20 protein-coding genes are annotated in these 14808 nt (G+C 42.2%); 7 read left to right on the top strand and 13 right to left on the bottom strand.

The genetic code is table 11. From position 1 onward, the window contains the following. Nucleotides 1-86: 86 nt before the first annotated feature. On the bottom strand, nucleotides 87-1010 hold the full coding sequence (locus JOD21_RS06575) for a LytTR family transcriptional regulator DNA-binding domain-containing protein (protein WP_204728850.1): 924 nt from the start codon (nucleotides 1008-1010) through the stop codon (nucleotides 87-89). A gap of 275 nt (nucleotides 1011-1285) precedes the next feature. Between JOD21_RS06575 and JOD21_RS06570 the strand changes: the two genes are divergently transcribed. Continuing rightward, the gene (locus tag JOD21_RS06570; RefSeq protein ID WP_204728849.1) at nucleotides 1286-1492 is read left to right on the top strand and encodes a helix-turn-helix transcriptional regulator; all 207 of its coding nucleotides are present in this window, start codon (nucleotides 1286-1288) and stop codon (nucleotides 1490-1492) included. An 18-nt stretch (nucleotides 1493-1510) separates the two neighbouring features. After that, nucleotides 1511-1900, top strand: coding sequence for a hypothetical protein (locus JOD21_RS06565; protein ID WP_204728848.1), 390 nt, complete (start codon nucleotides 1511-1513; stop codon nucleotides 1898-1900). 206 nt (nucleotides 1901-2106) lie between these two features. Here JOD21_RS06565 and JOD21_RS19300 read toward each other — a convergent pair whose 3' ends face one another. The 4 genes from JOD21_RS19300 to JOD21_RS06550 form a co-directional block, all read right to left on the bottom strand. After that, a complete protein-coding gene (locus tag JOD21_RS19300) occupies nucleotides 2107-2217 on the bottom strand; it encodes a putative holin-like toxin (RefSeq protein ID WP_239581459.1) in 111 nt (36 codons plus the stop codon). 143 nt (nucleotides 2218-2360) lie between these two features. After that, nucleotides 2361-2978 carry a hypothetical protein gene (locus JOD21_RS06560; RefSeq protein ID WP_204728847.1) on the bottom strand — a complete coding sequence of 206 codons (618 nt, stop codon included), beginning with the start codon at nucleotides 2976-2978 and terminating at the stop codon, nucleotides 2361-2363. An 18-nt stretch (nucleotides 2979-2996) separates the two neighbouring features. After that, nucleotides 2997-3605 carry a DedA family protein gene (locus JOD21_RS06555; RefSeq protein ID WP_204728846.1) on the bottom strand — a complete coding sequence of 203 codons (609 nt, stop codon included), beginning with the start codon at nucleotides 3603-3605 and terminating at the stop codon, nucleotides 2997-2999. A gap of 242 nt (nucleotides 3606-3847) precedes the next feature. Further along, nucleotides 3848-5890 (bottom strand): S9 family peptidase, encoded by a 2043-nt coding sequence (locus tag JOD21_RS06550; protein WP_204728845.1) that lies wholly within the window; start codon nucleotides 5888-5890, stop codon nucleotides 3848-3850. 170 nt (nucleotides 5891-6060) lie between these two features. Here JOD21_RS06550 and JOD21_RS06545 point away from each other — a divergent pair, with 170 nt between their 5' ends. Together JOD21_RS06545 and JOD21_RS06540 are read left to right on the top strand one after the other, a co-directional pair. Continuing rightward, nucleotides 6061-6192: a lipoprotein gene (locus tag JOD21_RS06545; protein WP_204728844.1), complete on the top strand. Its 132-nt coding sequence runs from the start codon at nucleotides 6061-6063 to the stop codon at nucleotides 6190-6192. Between the two features lie 169 nt (nucleotides 6193-6361). Beyond that, complete coding sequence (locus tag JOD21_RS06540) at nucleotides 6362-6973, top strand: hypothetical protein (protein WP_204728843.1); 612 nt, start codon at nucleotides 6362-6364, stop codon at nucleotides 6971-6973. A gap of 138 nt (nucleotides 6974-7111) precedes the next feature. Here the strand turns inward: JOD21_RS06540 and JOD21_RS06535 are convergent, their stop codons facing one another. Beyond that, complete coding sequence (locus JOD21_RS06535; protein ID WP_204728842.1) at nucleotides 7112-7552, bottom strand: hypothetical protein; 441 nt, start codon at nucleotides 7550-7552, stop codon at nucleotides 7112-7114. After that, on the bottom strand, nucleotides 7552-8919 hold the full coding sequence (locus JOD21_RS06530) for a PepSY-associated TM helix domain-containing protein (protein ID WP_204728841.1): 1368 nt from the start codon (nucleotides 8917-8919) through the stop codon (nucleotides 7552-7554). Before JOD21_RS06530 ends, JOD21_RS06535 begins: the two co-directional genes overlap by 1 nt. A 130-nt stretch (nucleotides 8920-9049) precedes the next feature. Here JOD21_RS06530 and JOD21_RS06525 point away from each other — a divergent pair, with 130 nt between their 5' ends. Then, nucleotides 9050-9289: a hypothetical protein gene (locus tag JOD21_RS06525; protein ID WP_204728840.1), complete on the top strand. Its 240-nt coding sequence runs from the start codon at nucleotides 9050-9052 to the stop codon at nucleotides 9287-9289. Between the two features lie 88 nt (nucleotides 9290-9377). Continuing rightward, nucleotides 9378-10382 carry an NADP-dependent oxidoreductase gene (locus JOD21_RS06520; protein WP_204728839.1) on the top strand — a complete coding sequence of 335 codons (1005 nt, stop codon included), beginning with the start codon at nucleotides 9378-9380 and terminating at the stop codon, nucleotides 10380-10382. 60 nt (nucleotides 10383-10442) lie between these two features. On the opposite strand, the gene JOD21_RS06515 is transcribed toward JOD21_RS06520, so the two are convergent. From JOD21_RS06515 to JOD21_RS06505, 3 genes are read right to left on the bottom strand one after another with little or no spacing between them, the layout of a single operon-like run. Next, complete coding sequence (locus tag JOD21_RS06515; protein WP_204728838.1) at nucleotides 10443-11579, bottom strand: YjzC family protein; 1137 nt, start codon at nucleotides 11577-11579, stop codon at nucleotides 10443-10445. Beyond that, complete coding sequence (locus tag JOD21_RS06510; protein WP_204728837.1) at nucleotides 11576-11716, bottom strand: hypothetical protein; 141 nt, start codon at nucleotides 11714-11716, stop codon at nucleotides 11576-11578. Before JOD21_RS06510 ends, JOD21_RS06515 begins: the two co-directional genes overlap by 4 nt. 23 nt (nucleotides 11717-11739) lie before the next feature. Continuing rightward, the gene (locus JOD21_RS06505) at nucleotides 11740-12000 is read right to left on the bottom strand and encodes a hypothetical protein (RefSeq protein WP_204728836.1); all 261 of its coding nucleotides are present in this window, start codon (nucleotides 11998-12000) and stop codon (nucleotides 11740-11742) included. Nucleotides 12001-12155: 155 nt separating this feature from the next. On the opposite strand from JOD21_RS06505, the gene JOD21_RS06500 reads away from it, so the two are divergent. Beyond that, nucleotides 12156-12344 carry a YfhD family protein gene (locus JOD21_RS06500; RefSeq protein ID WP_204728835.1) on the top strand — a complete coding sequence of 63 codons (189 nt, stop codon included), beginning with the start codon at nucleotides 12156-12158 and terminating at the stop codon, nucleotides 12342-12344. 413 nt (nucleotides 12345-12757) lie between these two features. On the opposite strand, the gene JOD21_RS19555 is transcribed toward JOD21_RS06500, so the two are convergent. The 3 genes from JOD21_RS19555 to JOD21_RS06485 form a co-directional block, all read right to left on the bottom strand. Continuing rightward, nucleotides 12758-13600 (bottom strand): DUF2268 domain-containing putative Zn-dependent protease, encoded by an 843-nt coding sequence (locus JOD21_RS19555; protein ID WP_204728834.1) that lies wholly within the window; start codon nucleotides 13598-13600, stop codon nucleotides 12758-12760. A gap of 217 nt (nucleotides 13601-13817) precedes the next feature. Beyond that, entirely contained in the window at nucleotides 13818-14105 is a 288-nt protein-coding gene (locus JOD21_RS19290; RefSeq protein WP_239581458.1) for a GNAT family N-acetyltransferase, read from the bottom strand. After that, entirely contained in the window at nucleotides 14098-14808 is a 711-nt protein-coding gene (locus tag JOD21_RS06485; RefSeq protein ID WP_204728833.1) for a class I SAM-dependent methyltransferase, read from the bottom strand. The genes JOD21_RS19290 and JOD21_RS06485 overlap by 8 nt, the downstream gene beginning before the upstream one ends.

The following is a 14808-nucleotide window of genomic DNA, read 5'->3' as shown; positions in this document are numbered from 1 at the left end:
CTTTACTATCCGGTTCAATTGTAGAAAAATAACGGCGAACTGTACCAGGAAATCCGTGAACTGCTCCCAATATTCCCCGGGAAATACTAAGAAACGCCAAGAAGTTCTTTTAACTCGGCAAGCTTCGCACGGGATAGCGGAATGACACTGCTTTCTCTGTCGTTGAGCTTAAGACTGTAGCTGTTTTTCGTCCATGTAATGATTTCCCGCACCTTTTGCAGGTTCACAATATATGACCGGTGACAGCGGTAAAAGCCATATGGGCGCAACTGTTTCTCAAGCTCCTGCAGGGTCAGTGTACAGTTATAGCCTTTGCCGGCAACATTCACCTGAGCAGTCCCATCCACGCTTTCTACATAATCAATTTCAGGCGGGTTAAATAAAATCGTTTTTCCTTCATGCTTTGTCTGAACTTTTTCAATTCTGATGACAGGCTGTTCCTGTTCGGCAGGTGCAGCCGGCTCTTCATTGAAATCCATTTTGTGGAATCCGGTCTGATCGATTCGATAGATATCCTCTGTTACGAAAAGCAACTCTTCAAGGTTGTAGCCCAGCAGTAAAATGGTTTTTTGTTCATCTGCCAATCTGTTAATCAGTTGAACCATGATCTGTCTGCCTTCTTCATCCAGTCTGTCAAAAGGTTCTTCTATTAAAAGAACGTCATTCGAATATAGAAATGGCCGGAGGAAAGAGAGACAGTTCCTGTGACTCTCTGAAAGATCCTTTACCCTCGCCTTTTTTACGTGCTGCAGACCGAATAATGCAATCATCTCCTGGAGTGGCCCTTGATGTCCGGAAAGGTCACGGTGGTAACGAAATGTTTCTTCCACTGTCAGTCGTGGTGACAGTCCTTCATTTGTACAATGAAGATAACTTTTATCTTTCATCTGGTCCATGATGACCTGCGTTCGCTTAATGTCTGTATAGAGTCCGGTCAGGCCGGCTTCAAATGAAAAAGAAGGAACAACTGTATGGCTGCCTTCTTTGACTTCACTGATTTGAATATTCATTGGTTGACTCCTTTGTGTCTTAAGTTCGTCTGCTTCTCTCATTATTCTACAACCTTTTTGGTATGTCCTTCGGGTTTTTACAATTTATTTACTATATGATGGGATCTCAAAATGTCACGAGGCTGTCAGGGGTGAGGATTCTGGTCACATCTTTGAATTTACAGGTCACATCACTTTCTTCTGCAAAGCATAAAGAAATTCAACCAATAATGTAAAGCACCCTTCACGTAAAGGGTGCTTTACATTATAATCATAACCAGAGGGGAAGGTAGCGTATGAAAAATCGAATCAAAGAGCTAAGGCAGAAAAACGGGATTTCCCAGGAACGGATGGCAGCGATGCTTGGGGTTTCAAGGCAGACCATCATTTCGATTGAAAAAGGTCGCTACAACCCTTCACTTCCGCTTGCTATTCAGATTGCACGATGTTTTGACACCTATGTGGAAGAAGTATTTTTATTAGAAGATGAACAGGACACATGATAGTTGGAGGGGTTTTTTATGCAAATGAGCAGTAAAGCAGGAAGAAGAACATTTGTTATTTTTGGACTGATTTTTCTTTCTTATAGTATCCTGATCAATTTCGCAACGATTTCTACAGGGAATTTCTTTGCAGGTCATGAAGCAGTTTTTATTGGCACGACGATTATGTGCTTCTGTCTTGCGTATCTTTATCCTCAATTTAAAGAAAATGATGAGCGTTCTAAGAGAATTAAAGAAAAAGGCATGTTTTTCAGTTACTTTTTTATTTTGGGCTATATGGTAATTCTGATCTTTCTATTTCAAATCGACGGCTTTATGCTCGATGGACTGCAGACAGTCAGCCTGCTGGCAGCATTAACGATCAGTACAGTTTTTATATCTTTTGTAGTGCTGGCGAGACGTTATTAGTAAAAATCATTTTTGACATTAGAAGTACTCGAGTAAGTGTACTTTCGGTATATTCATGGTAAACTGTAGATATAATAAAAAAGACCAGGTGCGGTCAACACCCGGTCAATGCAGCTGTCATCCGCATGAAGTGCGGTTGACCAGTAAGAGCCTTTAAGTGTTACAAAGAGTAACCACTCAGCTTCTTAGTCGGTAGCGGAGGGTGGTTACTTTTTTTTATTGGTGTAAAGAGCAATCATAGCTACAATAGCTGTTGTTGCTGCTGCAATAAACATCCCGAATTGAAACAGCATGTTCATCGCCTCATAAGTCACCATATAAACACCCCCTTTCTCAGGGAGTGCCAACCGCCCATCCGCTTTAGATAGCTGCACCCTCTATTCTAACATTCTCTGATCATCTGAGTAAGGTTGTGCTACTAATACTAAATTATATTGGTCTACTATTAACTTGCTTTACTTCAAACCCTTTCCTCCAGCAACTTGATCAGCTTTTCAACTTCTTCAGGATCTCCTGTCTCAATATAAACTTGCACTGTATTTTCTATCAACTTCGTATAAAACTCATTATCTTCCACAGGATACACGCCATCCCAGCGTAATGGAACATTGTACACATTAACTGTGCCATCTCCATTTCCGCTATATGTAACTGATCCATCGACGAGTCGTGAACCAGCTAATTGGATCACATCTTCAGGATACACACCACTCGTTTCATCTTTTGGATTAAGTGGTGTCCCGGCAGGAATGTGATGCACGTTTAATTCGTCAATCTCCTGATTTGCCCCGAGCTGCAGCCAGACGCGTGCGTATTCAATCTGCTCGGCAGAATACTGAGAGAGTCCTTCCTCTACTTCAGTTTCATCGCTTTCCTGTACACTACCATCAGATTCTTCCGTTTTCATTTCTTCATTCTGCTGGTCTACCTCACCCGGTGGCGCTGACTCCTCTAACGTTTCTGTGTCAGCAGCATTTCCCGACTGCTCCGTTTCGTTTTCATCAGCTGTGTTGGCAGAGCAGCCTGCGATTAATAATAGCAATAAACTTAAATGGACGTATTGTTTCACTAATTTCATTCTGATAGACACCTTTCTTTAAGCTTTTTTCAACCTTTTAGCAAACTTGAACCCTACAAAAATAACAATTACCAGAAGGACTGCGTAAATGATTCTGGAGTAAACCTCCATATACTCCACTACAACGTCCCAGGAGTTTCCGAGTGACGCGCCCAGTGACACGAGAACAATATTCCAGATCAGTGTCCCAATCGCTGTCAGTACCAGGAATAGCGGGAATTTCATATTGGACATCCCCGCCGGAATGGAAATCAGACTGCGGATTAAGGGCACGAACCTGCAGAAGAAAACCGTCCATGGTCCGTAGCGGTCGAACCAGGCGTCTGCCCGATGGATATCCTTTTTTGTTATGCGCAGGACATATCCCCATCTGTCCGTGATTTTCTCCAGTCTTTCTACATCAAGCTGTAGGCCGATCCAGTACAGGAGAACCGCTCCAATCACTGAACCTGCTGTCGCAGCTAGTACGACACCTGGAATCGTCATCGTTGATTCAACCGTCATAAATCCGCCGAACGTCAGAATGATTTCTGACGGAATCGGCGGGAAAATATTTTCAAGTGCAATCAGTAACAGCACACCTATGTATCCATATTCACTCATGACATCAGTCAGCCAGTTTTCCATCATACCCCCACCTTCTGTCAATTAGTAGCAATAGAATTGAAAATGTTACAGATAATTTTTAAATGAATGATAAAATGAGCAGCCTCCACATCTTTATGTACGATGTGGAGGCTGCTCACTATATGATTTAAGGCTTTTTTATTGTATATATGCAGCATGTGGTGTGCGAAAAGGAGTTTGGGTTTTGGGCCCCATCAGCGTGACACAGATTTTTTGAGTAACTTCTGAGTCTGTCCCCACCTTTACTCCACCAAAATTTTATCCAAAATAAACGCATAGCACTCCGCAGCTTCTTTCAAATGATCAAATCTCCCAGATGCACCGAAGTGCCCCGCACCCATATTGGTTTTCAGTACGAGTGTGTTGTTGTCTGTTTTCATTGTACGCAGTCGTGCAGTCCATTTTGCAGGCTCCCAGTAGGCAACACGCGGATCGTTTAGCCCTGTTGTAATGTACATATGCGGATATTCTTTTTCTTCCACATTGTCATATGGGCTGTAGGATTTCATGTAGTTGTAATCCTGTTCGTTCTGCGGATTGCCCCACTCATCCCACTCAAGTGTCGTCAACGGAATCGTGTCATCAAGCATCGTTGTCAGCACGTCGACAAACGGTACTTCGGGTACAATGACTTTAAATAAGTCTCCTGCCATATTTGACACGCCACCTACAAGCAGACCGCCTGCACTGCCACCCCGTGCAGCCATTTTGTCGGCTGTTGTATAGCCTTCATCGATCAAAAAGCGGGCTGCATCGATGAAGTCAGTAAATGAATTCCGTTTGTGATGTGTCTTACCTTCTTCATACCAGTGACGTCCCATTTCACCACCGCCACGCACCTGTGCTGTAACAAAAATGACGCCTTTTTCAAGGAGCGGCAGACGGTAAGCACTGAAGTAAGGATTGCTGTCAGCGCCATAGGATCCATAGCCGGTTAAGATCAGTGGTGCAGGACCGTTATCAAGCGCACCTTTTTTATAAATCATCATGAGCGGCACTTTGGTTCCATCTCCCGCAGACGCCCAGAGCTGGTGCTGGCAGTATTGCTCAGCATCATATTCGCCGTTTACAGAGGCTGTATGAATTACCTGCTTTTGACCAGTTTCGATGTGAATGCTGTAAGTCGTGTCCTGTGTGACAAGTGATTCGTACTCAACTAAGAGTTCGTCTGCATCATAGCTCTGTCCGCCTACAATAGAGAGCGTATAAAGCGGCTCATCCCATCCAAGCTGCTTCAATTCTTTATCCTCGAGCACCCAGATCTGTGTCAGCCCCTTCTCACGACCGAAAACAAAGAGTTTGTTCTCCGTCGGATATACCGCCTGAAGGTAACGGTTTTCATCGTAAGCTGTGACTTCTTCACGATCAGAAAGATTCTTTTCAGAACAGCGCAGCAGCTTGAAATTCAACGCATTTTCATTTGTTAAAATCAGCAGGTCATCTCCCCAGTGATCAACATCATACTTGATGCCTCTGCGACGCTCATCCACCAGTTTCACTGGCTCAAGCGGCTGCTCAGCATTGATCAGGCGGACCTCCTCAGTCATCGTTGAGCTCGAGTGAACTGTAATATATTTTCCACTTTTCGTTTTTGAAATGAATAACGCAAACGTCACTTCCTGCTCTTCATACAGCAGCTCATCTGACTCAGTGCTCCCAACCTCATGACGCCACAAACGGTAAGGACGCTGCATATCATCAACCGTGACATAGAAAATATATTTTCCGCACTGACTCCACTCCATGCTGCCGTAAATATAGACATTTTCTATTTTGTCAGAAAGTAACTCTCCAGTTCTCAAGTCTTTAATATAAATCGTATATCGGTCTGAACCATCACGATTCTCAAGGTAAGCGAGCTTTGTCTGTTCCTTATTCAAACGCTGCAGTGTCACGCTTAAATAATCGTCATCTCCTGCCAGCTCATTCAAATCCAGAATAACCTCCTCTTTCACCTGATCCAGAAGTTCACGGCTCGCAGCTTTTTTACGGGCATAAATCGCATACTGCTTGTCCTTTTGCTCCCGTGAATAATAGAAATACGGGCCATTTTGAACCGGTACCTTTACTTCAGCTTCAGGCACACGGGCAACCATACCCTCAAAAATCTCATTCGCCTTTTGCTCAAGCGGCTTCATCACTTCTTTAAAATACTCATTTTCAGCCTCCAGATAAGAAACCACTTCAGGGTTCGTCTTATCTTTCATCCAGTAATAATCATCTTCCCGTATATCATTATGTATATTGTGCGTAAACGGTACGCGCTTTGCGATCGGTGCTTTCATTAAAATTCTCCTCACTTTTTAAAAATGATGCTTCCCTCATCTATGTTATCGAAACAGAAGACAAGTAGCTATCCAAAAGACAATCTTTTCAAAAAATTCAATCTTTAAAATTGAAACTTATGTAAAAAATCACCGTATAGATACCATGCTAACAAAAGGAGATGACAACGATGAAAAAATTCTTATTACTGACAATCGCCGCTGCACTTTTAGCAGGATGCTCATTTGAAATCAAAGAAGCTGATGAAGAACAGGAAGATGCAAAGACTTTTGAAATTTTCACTGAAGAAAATGAGGAATAATGCTGCTAACCAGACAGTTCCCTGGTCAGTAATTCAATCGAATTCATCATATCCAAACTTCAATTGAATTGGTATAAAAGGTGAAAAAAGATAAATTGTTAGAAAATTGAAACCTTTCCATTGGTTCATTCGTATATAGGGTACATACAAATCAAAAAGGAGGCAAACCATGAATACTTATCACGAAAACAAAACAATGTTAAGCAAATTGGCCGGTATGATGTTTTTTGTCCTCTCTGTTTTATTAATCACAGGCTGTTCAGATACAGGAGCAGCTGAAGAAACTGATAAAAGTAAGGAAGCCATTCAGGCAGTGATTGAAGAAGAGTTCAATGGCCCTGATGAGACATACATTGAATTATCCAATACTGCCATGGAATTACAGCAGGAGGCTCAGAATCAGGAAGAATATGATGCTTACCTGCAGAGTCCTGAAAATAAGAAATGGGAAGATTATATGGCGGATACGTATGCGTCTTATTTTACTGAGGATGGATATGAGGATTTTATAACTATCACACCTGCATATGGTTATAGTCATTATGAACACGACTATAACATGAGCACTTCTGACCTCGAAATCACCCGAAGTGAAAAGAATCCAAAAATATATCGTTTCACTTTTACAGTTGAATACGAAAGTGGTAACAGTGAACCGGAGCAATACGACCTTAAGGGTGAAGCCATTTTAACTGAAGAAGGAAAGATTGAGCGGATCATATATGGGGATCGCGGAGAATTAAGACAGAGGCTTTCAGATGACTCGAACAGCCAAAATTGATGGCTGATGGGCAGGTGAGGTAATACATTCAACGCTGTCTGTATGTCCCGCTTTCATCTCCGTCCACCACCTTTTCCTGCCAAACATCACACGATCAACATAATGAAGCCGGAGAGCACCCGCTCTCCGGCTTCTTTTTTAATGATGATGTCCTCCTGAAGATTGAGCAGCATTACCCTCAAGCAGCGCTTCTTCTTCCGCAGTCAGCTGTCCGATTCCAATATATTTCGCAGGTGTGATAAGCTGTCCATCAACTTCTACAGACATTCTCACTTCATACAGACCATCTTCGAGCCCGGTCAGCGGAACCTGATACAAACCGGGGCTCACATATTCAGCCTCCTGTGTCAGACTCTCTCCGCGATAAATCACTTCAACTGCTACATCAAGATCGTCCAACGGTTCATCCCCCCGCTGTACATAAAACTGAAAAGCATTCTCTCCGCTGCCGGCATCTCCAGCATCAATATTCACGCTGATCCGCTCTGTTATATGATAATCTTCCACATTATCAGGTGTATCAAGGAGACACCCGCTTAGGAGAAACATCGATAAAATCAGTGTCAGTACTTTTTTCATCACTGTTCCTCCTGTCGTATATTAAAAAATTTGCGCATCCATGCGACTCTTTTCAGCAGCAAGTAGTCCAGTAGAAAAATAACAATCACTGACAGTCCCACAAGTGGGAAGAATAGTGAAAAACCAATCAGAATCACAAGCGTCCATTTGATTCTGTGGATCGCTAATGCTTTTGGCGCGCCCATGCTGTCTGATGGTTTTCTCATTAACCACATCCAGAGACCTGAAATCACGATTAGCAATAATCCAATACAAATCGCAAGTCCCGCCATCTGGTTCCAAATCCCATATTGAAGCCCCTTATGAAGGGTAATCCCAATGGCCATTACTTTACCAAGCGGTTCATACTGATCAAAGCGATAATCGGCAAGCACAGCGCCCGTATACTGATCCAGGTGAATCGTCGCTTCATCCTCAGCTCTGTCAGGAAATGCAGATAAAGTATATACACCCTCAGGTCCGCTTGGGAAGTAGACCTGATAGCTTGAATGAACGCCCAGCCGGTCTGCCTGTGCAACAACATCATCGAGTGTCACGGGTATGTATGCTTCCCCAGTGACAGATTCCGGTACAGGCAATGTCTCTGCGGCCCAGGCTACTTCTGCTACATCTTCAGTCACTATTTCAGAAACAGGGGCGTCACCTACCCAGACTGATGGTGGATAACCGACTCCTGCATTTGTTGTGATGCGCTGAACTCCGTCTCCCCAAAATCCTGTCCAGAGCATACCTGTCATCAATAGGAAGACTAGACCTGCAGAGATCCAGACAGCCGGTACAACATGAATATCACGAATCAGCATGCGCCTGTTCTTTTTAAGACGCGGCAGCAGCGTCCCCCACAGGGTGAATTTTCCCCTTGGCCAGAACAGGTAATAACCTGTCACAACAAGAATGATTGTCCAGCCTGCCACGAGCTCAACAATACGGTCACCCATCGTACCTGCCATCAGTTCACCATGTATTTTTTCAATGATATCCATAACCCGTTCTTCATCGTTTATTTCTCCGACTAAATATCCGTTATACGGGTTCATAAATACCGTTTTGGAAACGCCATTATCAGAGATGCCAATTTCCACAGATCTCTCAGCAGATTCTCCAGGACGGTAGCGTGTGATTGCTACGTCTTCTCCATATAAAGCCTGAACATTAGATACGAGTACAGAAGGTGACGTCTGCTGTCCTTCCGCTTCAATCTCATATAAGTCCTCATACAAAAAATCTTCAATATTCCATTTAAATAAGTAAATCGCTCCGGTTACAGCAAGCACCAGCAGCACAGGTGCAATGATGATTCCGGCGTAAAAATGCCAGCGCCAGATCGTCTGGTATGCCTTTGCGGATTTCTTTTGATGATCAGCCATCCTGATTCCCCCTCACCAAAATAAAATTATAGCGGATGAATGTGAAATTAATGTGAGGTGTTGTAATTAATTTAGCTAAATGCGAAACTTCTTATATTTCAGACCGTATTGACACTTAAGGAGGGAAAATATGGATCCAAAGAAAGTTATCTATGCGACATATCATATCATCGGACCGATTCTTTTCGTCACGGCATACATAACCATGCAGTATTTCAAAGGAGCCCCTATCGGAGAGGCAATGACTGATGCGCTCTCAATTACTGCACTCTATTTAATCAGCGTATCAATTCTCTGGCTGTTCACAATGGAGAAGCTTGACCGTGCAATTGAGGCTGATCAGAAAGCAAAGCAGGCGGATCAGAATTGAAATGCCAAAGCAGATCATTATATCCACATGTTCAATCGCGTTACAATATGGGTATTGTAAAAAAGACATTTACTGGAGGGATTAGATCATGCAAAATACCATTCAATTAATTAACCGACCAAAAGGTACACCAACACATGATGATTTCAAGTTTGTAGAAGCGCCGATCGGTTCACCTGAACAGGGTCAAGTACTGGTCCGCACGGTTTACATTTCCGTAGATCCTTATCTTCGCGGCAGAATGAACGAGGGCAAATCCTATATTGAACCGTTTAAGTTGGATGAAGTGCTTTCAAGTGCTGTGATTGCGCAGGTTGAAGAATCCAAGTCAGACCGCTTTTCAAAAGGTGACGTTGTCATCGGTTCACTTGGCTGGCAGGAATATTCTGTTGTAAAAGAAAATGAAATCCGCAAAGTCGATCACAAGCAGGCACCTGCCTCCGCTTACTTAAGCGTACTCGGTATGACAGGCCTGACTGCGTACTTCGGACTCCTTGATATCGGTAAGCCTAAAGAAGGCGAAACAGTCGTCGTATCAGGTGCTGCCGGTGCAGTTGGTTCTGTTGTGGGGCAAATTGCTAAAATTAAAGGTGCACGTGTAGTAGGAATCGCAGGATCTGATGAGAAAATCAGCTACCTGAAGGACGAGCTTGGCTTTGATGCAGCGATTAATTATAAGACTGAAAATGTTTATAAAGCACTCAAGGAAAACTGCCCTGATGGCATTGATGTATACTTCGAAAACGTAGGAGGCGAAATCGGCGATGCCGTACTGCCGCTTCTGAACAACTTTGCCCGTATTCCTGTCTGCGGTGCAATCTCAGGCTACAACAAAGCTGAAAGGGACATGGGTCCGCGCGTTCAGGGTTATCTCATCAAGACCAGCTCACTCATGCAAGGCTTCACAGTCGGCAATTATTCCTCACGCTTCAAGGAAGGTGCAGAAGCACTTGCAGGCTGGCTTAGTGAAGGAAAGCTGAAGTACGAGGAGACTGTAACAGAAGGCTTTGATCATACAGTCGATGCTTTTCTTGATTTGTTCGAAGGGAAGAATCTTGGTAAGGCAGTTGTGAAGGTTAGTGAGATTAAATAATATCCAAGCTCCCTGTCCATATGCGGACAGGGAGTTTTTCACGCTTAAGAATATTTGACATCAAGGCTTACGCTTCGGCATCCAGACCCGATTATGATTTTTTGTCTCAGGAAACTCTTCCCCTGCTTTCAGCTTGATCTGACCCGGGTCTTTCACCTGGCTTCCGGTTTCTCCGATCTCTACATAATAACCATTATTCGGCGCTTTTTGACCGGGTTTAAACTGATGGTTCTGTCCCATAATCCTCACTCCTTCACTCTTGTTAGTATGACCGCGTTCATTACATTTATCTTTTAGTGCAAGCAGAGATGCACCTGCCCTGACAACTGTTAGTGTTAAGACATATCGGCTGGTGATATCGAACCTTTCAGGTAGCTCGACTGCTTCAAAGTACGGAAGTGCATCACCACGTCGATACCAATCTTCATCTTTATAAATGTGTTCTTCATTTTCCCATGCAGCATGACATTCAGGACTAAAAATACCCCTGCTCTGCCTTGAAGAAAATACGTGCGGCCAATAGTCCGATCTCGACCCTGTATGAGTTTTACTCTTAACAAAACGCAAAATGTTTTTCAACTGGTAAGGGGAGGCATACAGCATGCCATACAATTTCTTACCAAGCTCTATTCTTTGTTCGAGTGGAGCAAAATGACTGACGTTCAATCCGATTACTTTCACACGTTGATCCACCTCATAAGGAAAAATCACATGGTTCAGATGAAAAAATTCCTGATATTTAAAGAGTGAAGATTCATACACATGCGTGCTGTAATAAGCATTCGATATCAGACGCGATTCGATATAATGCTGTTCATTTATAATCAAGGCAATCGTTAAAAGCTTTGAATGTTGATGTTGCAGAAATGTTTGCCAGGCTGGCTCCATAAAAGTAGATACACCAAATTGAGGAAGCAGGTGCATATAGTTCTTATTCTCTTCCTTGCTTTTTTCATATAACAGCAGCTGCGGATAGGCGTCATGAAAAATAAAGGCATTGGCTTTCTCTAAAAAACTGAAAAAGTCTATTCTGGACTGTGCTGTAAAAACATGTTCAAGAAGACTGCCCTTTAAATCGGTCATATTCCAGCCGCCGTTTCTCGATACCAGATGCGCAAGTAGAGCCCAATGAACCTCGGGGTGCTTACAATAAAATTCAAAATACGCTTTCGTTCTGGTTACATTATTGAGGTTCAATAAGGCGACTTTTTTTTAATATCTGAAACGATCGCCTCTTCAACGGGAAGCGGATGAGGTGCTGATTCAGCCTGCTCTGCCCAGAGCCTGATACATTGTTCTTCTTCTTTTGTGATCGTTAATTTGCCGGTAGACATCGATTCAGACCCTTCTTTCATAATTAATGAAGTTGATTCAGCGCATCTTTATTTTTATTCAATCTATCCTGTAGCTCCTGCACCGGTTTACTGTCTCCTCTCGCTTGCATTGCATTCGTACAGCTGCGTTCCGCTTTTTCAATCTTTTCCAATGCCTCCTTAATTCTTTCTTCTACGGGGTTTGTTCGCGCCTGTCTTACTGCTTCTTCTGCATTTTCAACTGAATTGTGAAGCTGTATGATGACTTGATCTTCTTTCCAGCTAACATCTGTCTGCTGATCCATTTCTGATCCCTCCACTGTTTTGTATTTATTACGATGGCTGTCAGTAATCATTTTTATTCGTCAGGCTGAAAAATCTGGATGGCAATATGATAAATAAAATCAGCAAGGCAGTCCATATTAGTAAGGTACCTTATGATATAAAGGAGGTTTTTCTGTTGAGTCGTTCGAATCATCAAACGCCATCAAAAAACAAAAGATCTCTTCCCCAGACGCCAAAGGGAATGAAGGTAGATCCTGAAAGAAACAGGACTGAGGAATTTGCTCAGGAACTGGGTCTGTATGATGATACTGATTCCGGTCGCGGATGTGGGGTAAATAAGGACAAGCAGCATAGTAAGAGGTAAAGCAAAGAAGTCAGGTTTCGGCCTGACTTCTTTGTTTTAATAAAAGCTTTCTAAGGTTTATAATTTTCCGGAATGAATATTAACTATTCGATACTCGTTAACAGTAATATTTACTACTGATATAATGAAGATAATAGTACCCACCACGCCTCTTAATCATGCGAACCAGGGTGGGTCATTTATGTATATTTGAAAAGAAGAACGTTATTTATTTAAAGTTAAATGATCAGGCTCATTTCCTTACGAGGGATGGGCCGTTTTTGTAGGTTTGATTAACATTTAACTGTTTAGCAGTACGGTTTATCTGGTTTATGCGTGATGGGAGTGCTGTGATGTAAGATGAGACTGATTATTATCAGTTAGGTTCAGAGAAGGTGGAAGAATTAAAAAAGCTTTTAATGAAAAAATTGATATTAGTATCTCTGAAAATAAAGGAACCAAATCTCTTCCGTCTTTTTATACGTAAGCTCCTTCAAGGAAAAACCACTCTGCAATAAAGAACTGATGATCATCGTCCCGTAAAAATAACCCGCTTTTGCTGGAAGGTCTGACTCTTCATTTGCCATGAAATATGTTGCGAACAATTCAGGAGACAACTTGCGGTCGAAGTCTTTCGTAATCTGAGTTCTGATGAATTCTTTACTGACTTGTAAATCTTCATACTCTTTTGCTGTAACCATTAACGCTTTTGCCAGATGCTCACTTGATAGTGGCTGTTGATGCATAATCAACGGTGTGAGTGTGGCAAGTCCTTCAGCAATGATGAGCTGTCTAACAGTTAACTGATTCATATTTTCCAGATCCTTAAGGTACTGAAAGCGGCAAAGATGATTGAATTCATGAGGAATCAGTATGTTCAGGTCAGAATCATTCATCCGCTCAAGCCCGAAAAATAAGAATGGTTCATCTGAAATCGGGGCAGCACCATCAATTCCATCCAGTCCGACAAGCATAAAGACATCAAATGATTCATCATAGCCAAAATACCTTATACAATCATCTACTATATTCTGAATTCGTGTAACCTGATGTTTATTCAGAGAGGATTCAGCGCGTCTCAGCATATCTTTAAAAGAAAGCGTATTAATATAAGGACGCAAATCACTTAAACTGCTCATGTATAGCTTTTCAAAAAGCACATCAAATACATGATGATATTTTTCATAATAAGGAAGCCAGGCCTCATAATTATTATCAGGTGATGTCTGATTGTAAGTAATCACTTTGAACTCGTTTAATCCAAGGTTTATATTCACAGCCCGCTCTCCCCTTTTAAATATCATTCATATAGTCTTGTAACGTTAAGAAGCCTCTATAAAATTTTCTCAAAAAAAGAAATCGTTAATTGCGCATTGATTGTTGATTCTTTCACACGCTGAAAACCATTTTTAATGTAAAAAGCAATAGCAGGTTCATTATTGGATGCAGTAGCTACTTTGAATGACTTCGCTTCAGGATTGGCTTCAATTTTATCTAAAAGTTTTGGGCAATACCCTGTCTGAAATAAGCCGGGCTTACTATAAGTCTATGTATATCTACTTCTTGCTGATCCATTTTAAAAGATACGACGCCTCCAAGGTCCTCTCCAACATAATAACCATAAAACATTTCGCCAGAATGCTGCAGATCAGCCGCAGACTCTTTGAGAGGAGGTAAATCCTCATTGCCAATGATTTCAGCTTCGATTTGATAAGAAAGCAATTGGATTTGAAGAACTCTTTCAGCGTGAGCCGGATCGGTTATATCAATCTTTTTAATCATTTGACTCTCTCCTGGCTACATACGTAATCGCACTCGTCTTAAGTAAAATCTTTCTTTCACCGCGAACAATCTCATATTCAAGCGGCTTAACTACTTGTCGAAGCACTTCCCAGCCATCATATATTCTCTCCAGCTTACTCATCATTTCAGCTGTAGATAGATTCACTTCCAGCAGCACTTCAAGGTTGTCTCCAGTTGTCAGATCGATTTCTTCCATAGATGAATTAACAATCAGGCAGTTGATGCCACCTTGCTTTGTGCCGGCAGCCATTTGTCTTAAAGCCTGTTCGAATTCCGTCTCAGAAGCCGTATGCTCAAGTGCTGAAACTGCGAGGATTAAATCATATTCATTTCTGATGATTTGATATTGTCCGATATCCTCCTGATGCAGCTCAATTTCTTCTTCCACATCGTACATTTTGCGATACTGATCCAGTTTTTCAATCGCTGAGTTCAAGAGGTCTACACATATGACTTTTCCGTTATATGCTTTGACTGCCTGTGCTATCGGAATACTGTTTCTGCCAACACCACAGCCCAGATCTAATACACGAGGATGGTCCTTTTCGATTAAGGGAAGCAGGTCTATGACTGTTTGAACAGGCTTATAAAGCCAAGATCCCTGCTCGAATAATTTGTACTGGTCATAGCAATAATCGTGATATTTCTTTTCTTCGCTTCTGATGTGATGAAGTCTGTTCAA

It is taken from the genome of Jeotgalibacillus terrae (genome assembly GCF_016908195.1).
In the GTDB taxonomy this organism is placed as follows: Bacteria; Bacillota; Bacilli; order Bacillales; family Jeotgalibacillaceae; genus Jeotgalibacillus; species Jeotgalibacillus terrae.
Note: the sequence above shows the minus strand (reverse complement) of the source record. Positions and strands in the feature narration are given on the sequence as shown.

Bases quoted from the DNA above. Each gene is read 5' to 3' on its own strand.
- JOD21_RS06510 (WP_204728837.1), bottom strand. From the start codon at position 11,716: ATGTCTACCGGCAAATTAACGATCACAAAAGAAGAAGAACAATGTATC.
- JOD21_RS06555 (WP_204728846.1), bottom strand. From the start codon at position 3,605: ATGGAAAACTGGCTGACTGATGTCATGAGTGAATATGGATACATAGGT.
- JOD21_RS19300 (WP_239581459.1), bottom strand. From the start codon at position 2,217: ATGGTGACTTATGAGGCGATGAACATGCTGTTTCAATTCGGGATGTTT.
- JOD21_RS06505 (WP_204728836.1), bottom strand. From the start codon at position 12,000: ATGGATCAGCAGACAGATGTTAGCTGGAAAGAAGATCAAGTCATCATA.
- JOD21_RS06525 (WP_204728840.1), top strand. From the start codon at position 9,050: ATGGATCCAAAGAAAGTTATCTATGCGACATATCATATCATCGGACCG.
- JOD21_RS19290 (WP_239581458.1), bottom strand. From the start codon at position 14,105: ATGATTAAAAAGATTGATATAACCGATCCGGCTCACGCTGAAAGAGTT.
- JOD21_RS06570 (WP_204728849.1), top strand. From the start codon at position 1,286: ATGAAAAATCGAATCAAAGAGCTAAGGCAGAAAAACGGGATTTCCCAG.
- JOD21_RS06540 (WP_204728843.1), top strand. From the start codon at position 6,362: ATGAATACTTATCACGAAAACAAAACAATGTTAAGCAAATTGGCCGGT.
- JOD21_RS06530 (WP_204728841.1), bottom strand. From the start codon at position 8,919: ATGGCTGATCATCAAAAGAAATCCGCAAAGGCATACCAGACGATCTGG.
- JOD21_RS06520 (WP_204728839.1), top strand. From the start codon at position 9,378: ATGCAAAATACCATTCAATTAATTAACCGACCAAAAGGTACACCAACA.
- JOD21_RS06550 (WP_204728845.1), bottom strand. From the start codon at position 5,890: ATGAAAGCACCGATCGCAAAGCGCGTACCGTTTACGCACAATATACAT.
- JOD21_RS06565 (WP_204728848.1), top strand. From the start codon at position 1,511: ATGCAAATGAGCAGTAAAGCAGGAAGAAGAACATTTGTTATTTTTGGA.
- JOD21_RS06535 (WP_204728842.1), bottom strand. From the start codon at position 7,552: ATGAAAAAAGTACTGACACTGATTTTATCGATGTTTCTCCTAAGCGGG.
- JOD21_RS06545 (WP_204728844.1), top strand. From the start codon at position 6,061: ATGAAAAAATTCTTATTACTGACAATCGCCGCTGCACTTTTAGCAGGA.
- JOD21_RS06560 (WP_204728847.1), bottom strand. From the start codon at position 2,978: ATGAAATTAGTGAAACAATACGTCCATTTAAGTTTATTGCTATTATTA.
- JOD21_RS06575 (WP_204728850.1), bottom strand. From the start codon at position 1,010: ATGAATATTCAAATCAGTGAAGTCAAAGAAGGCAGCCATACAGTTGTT.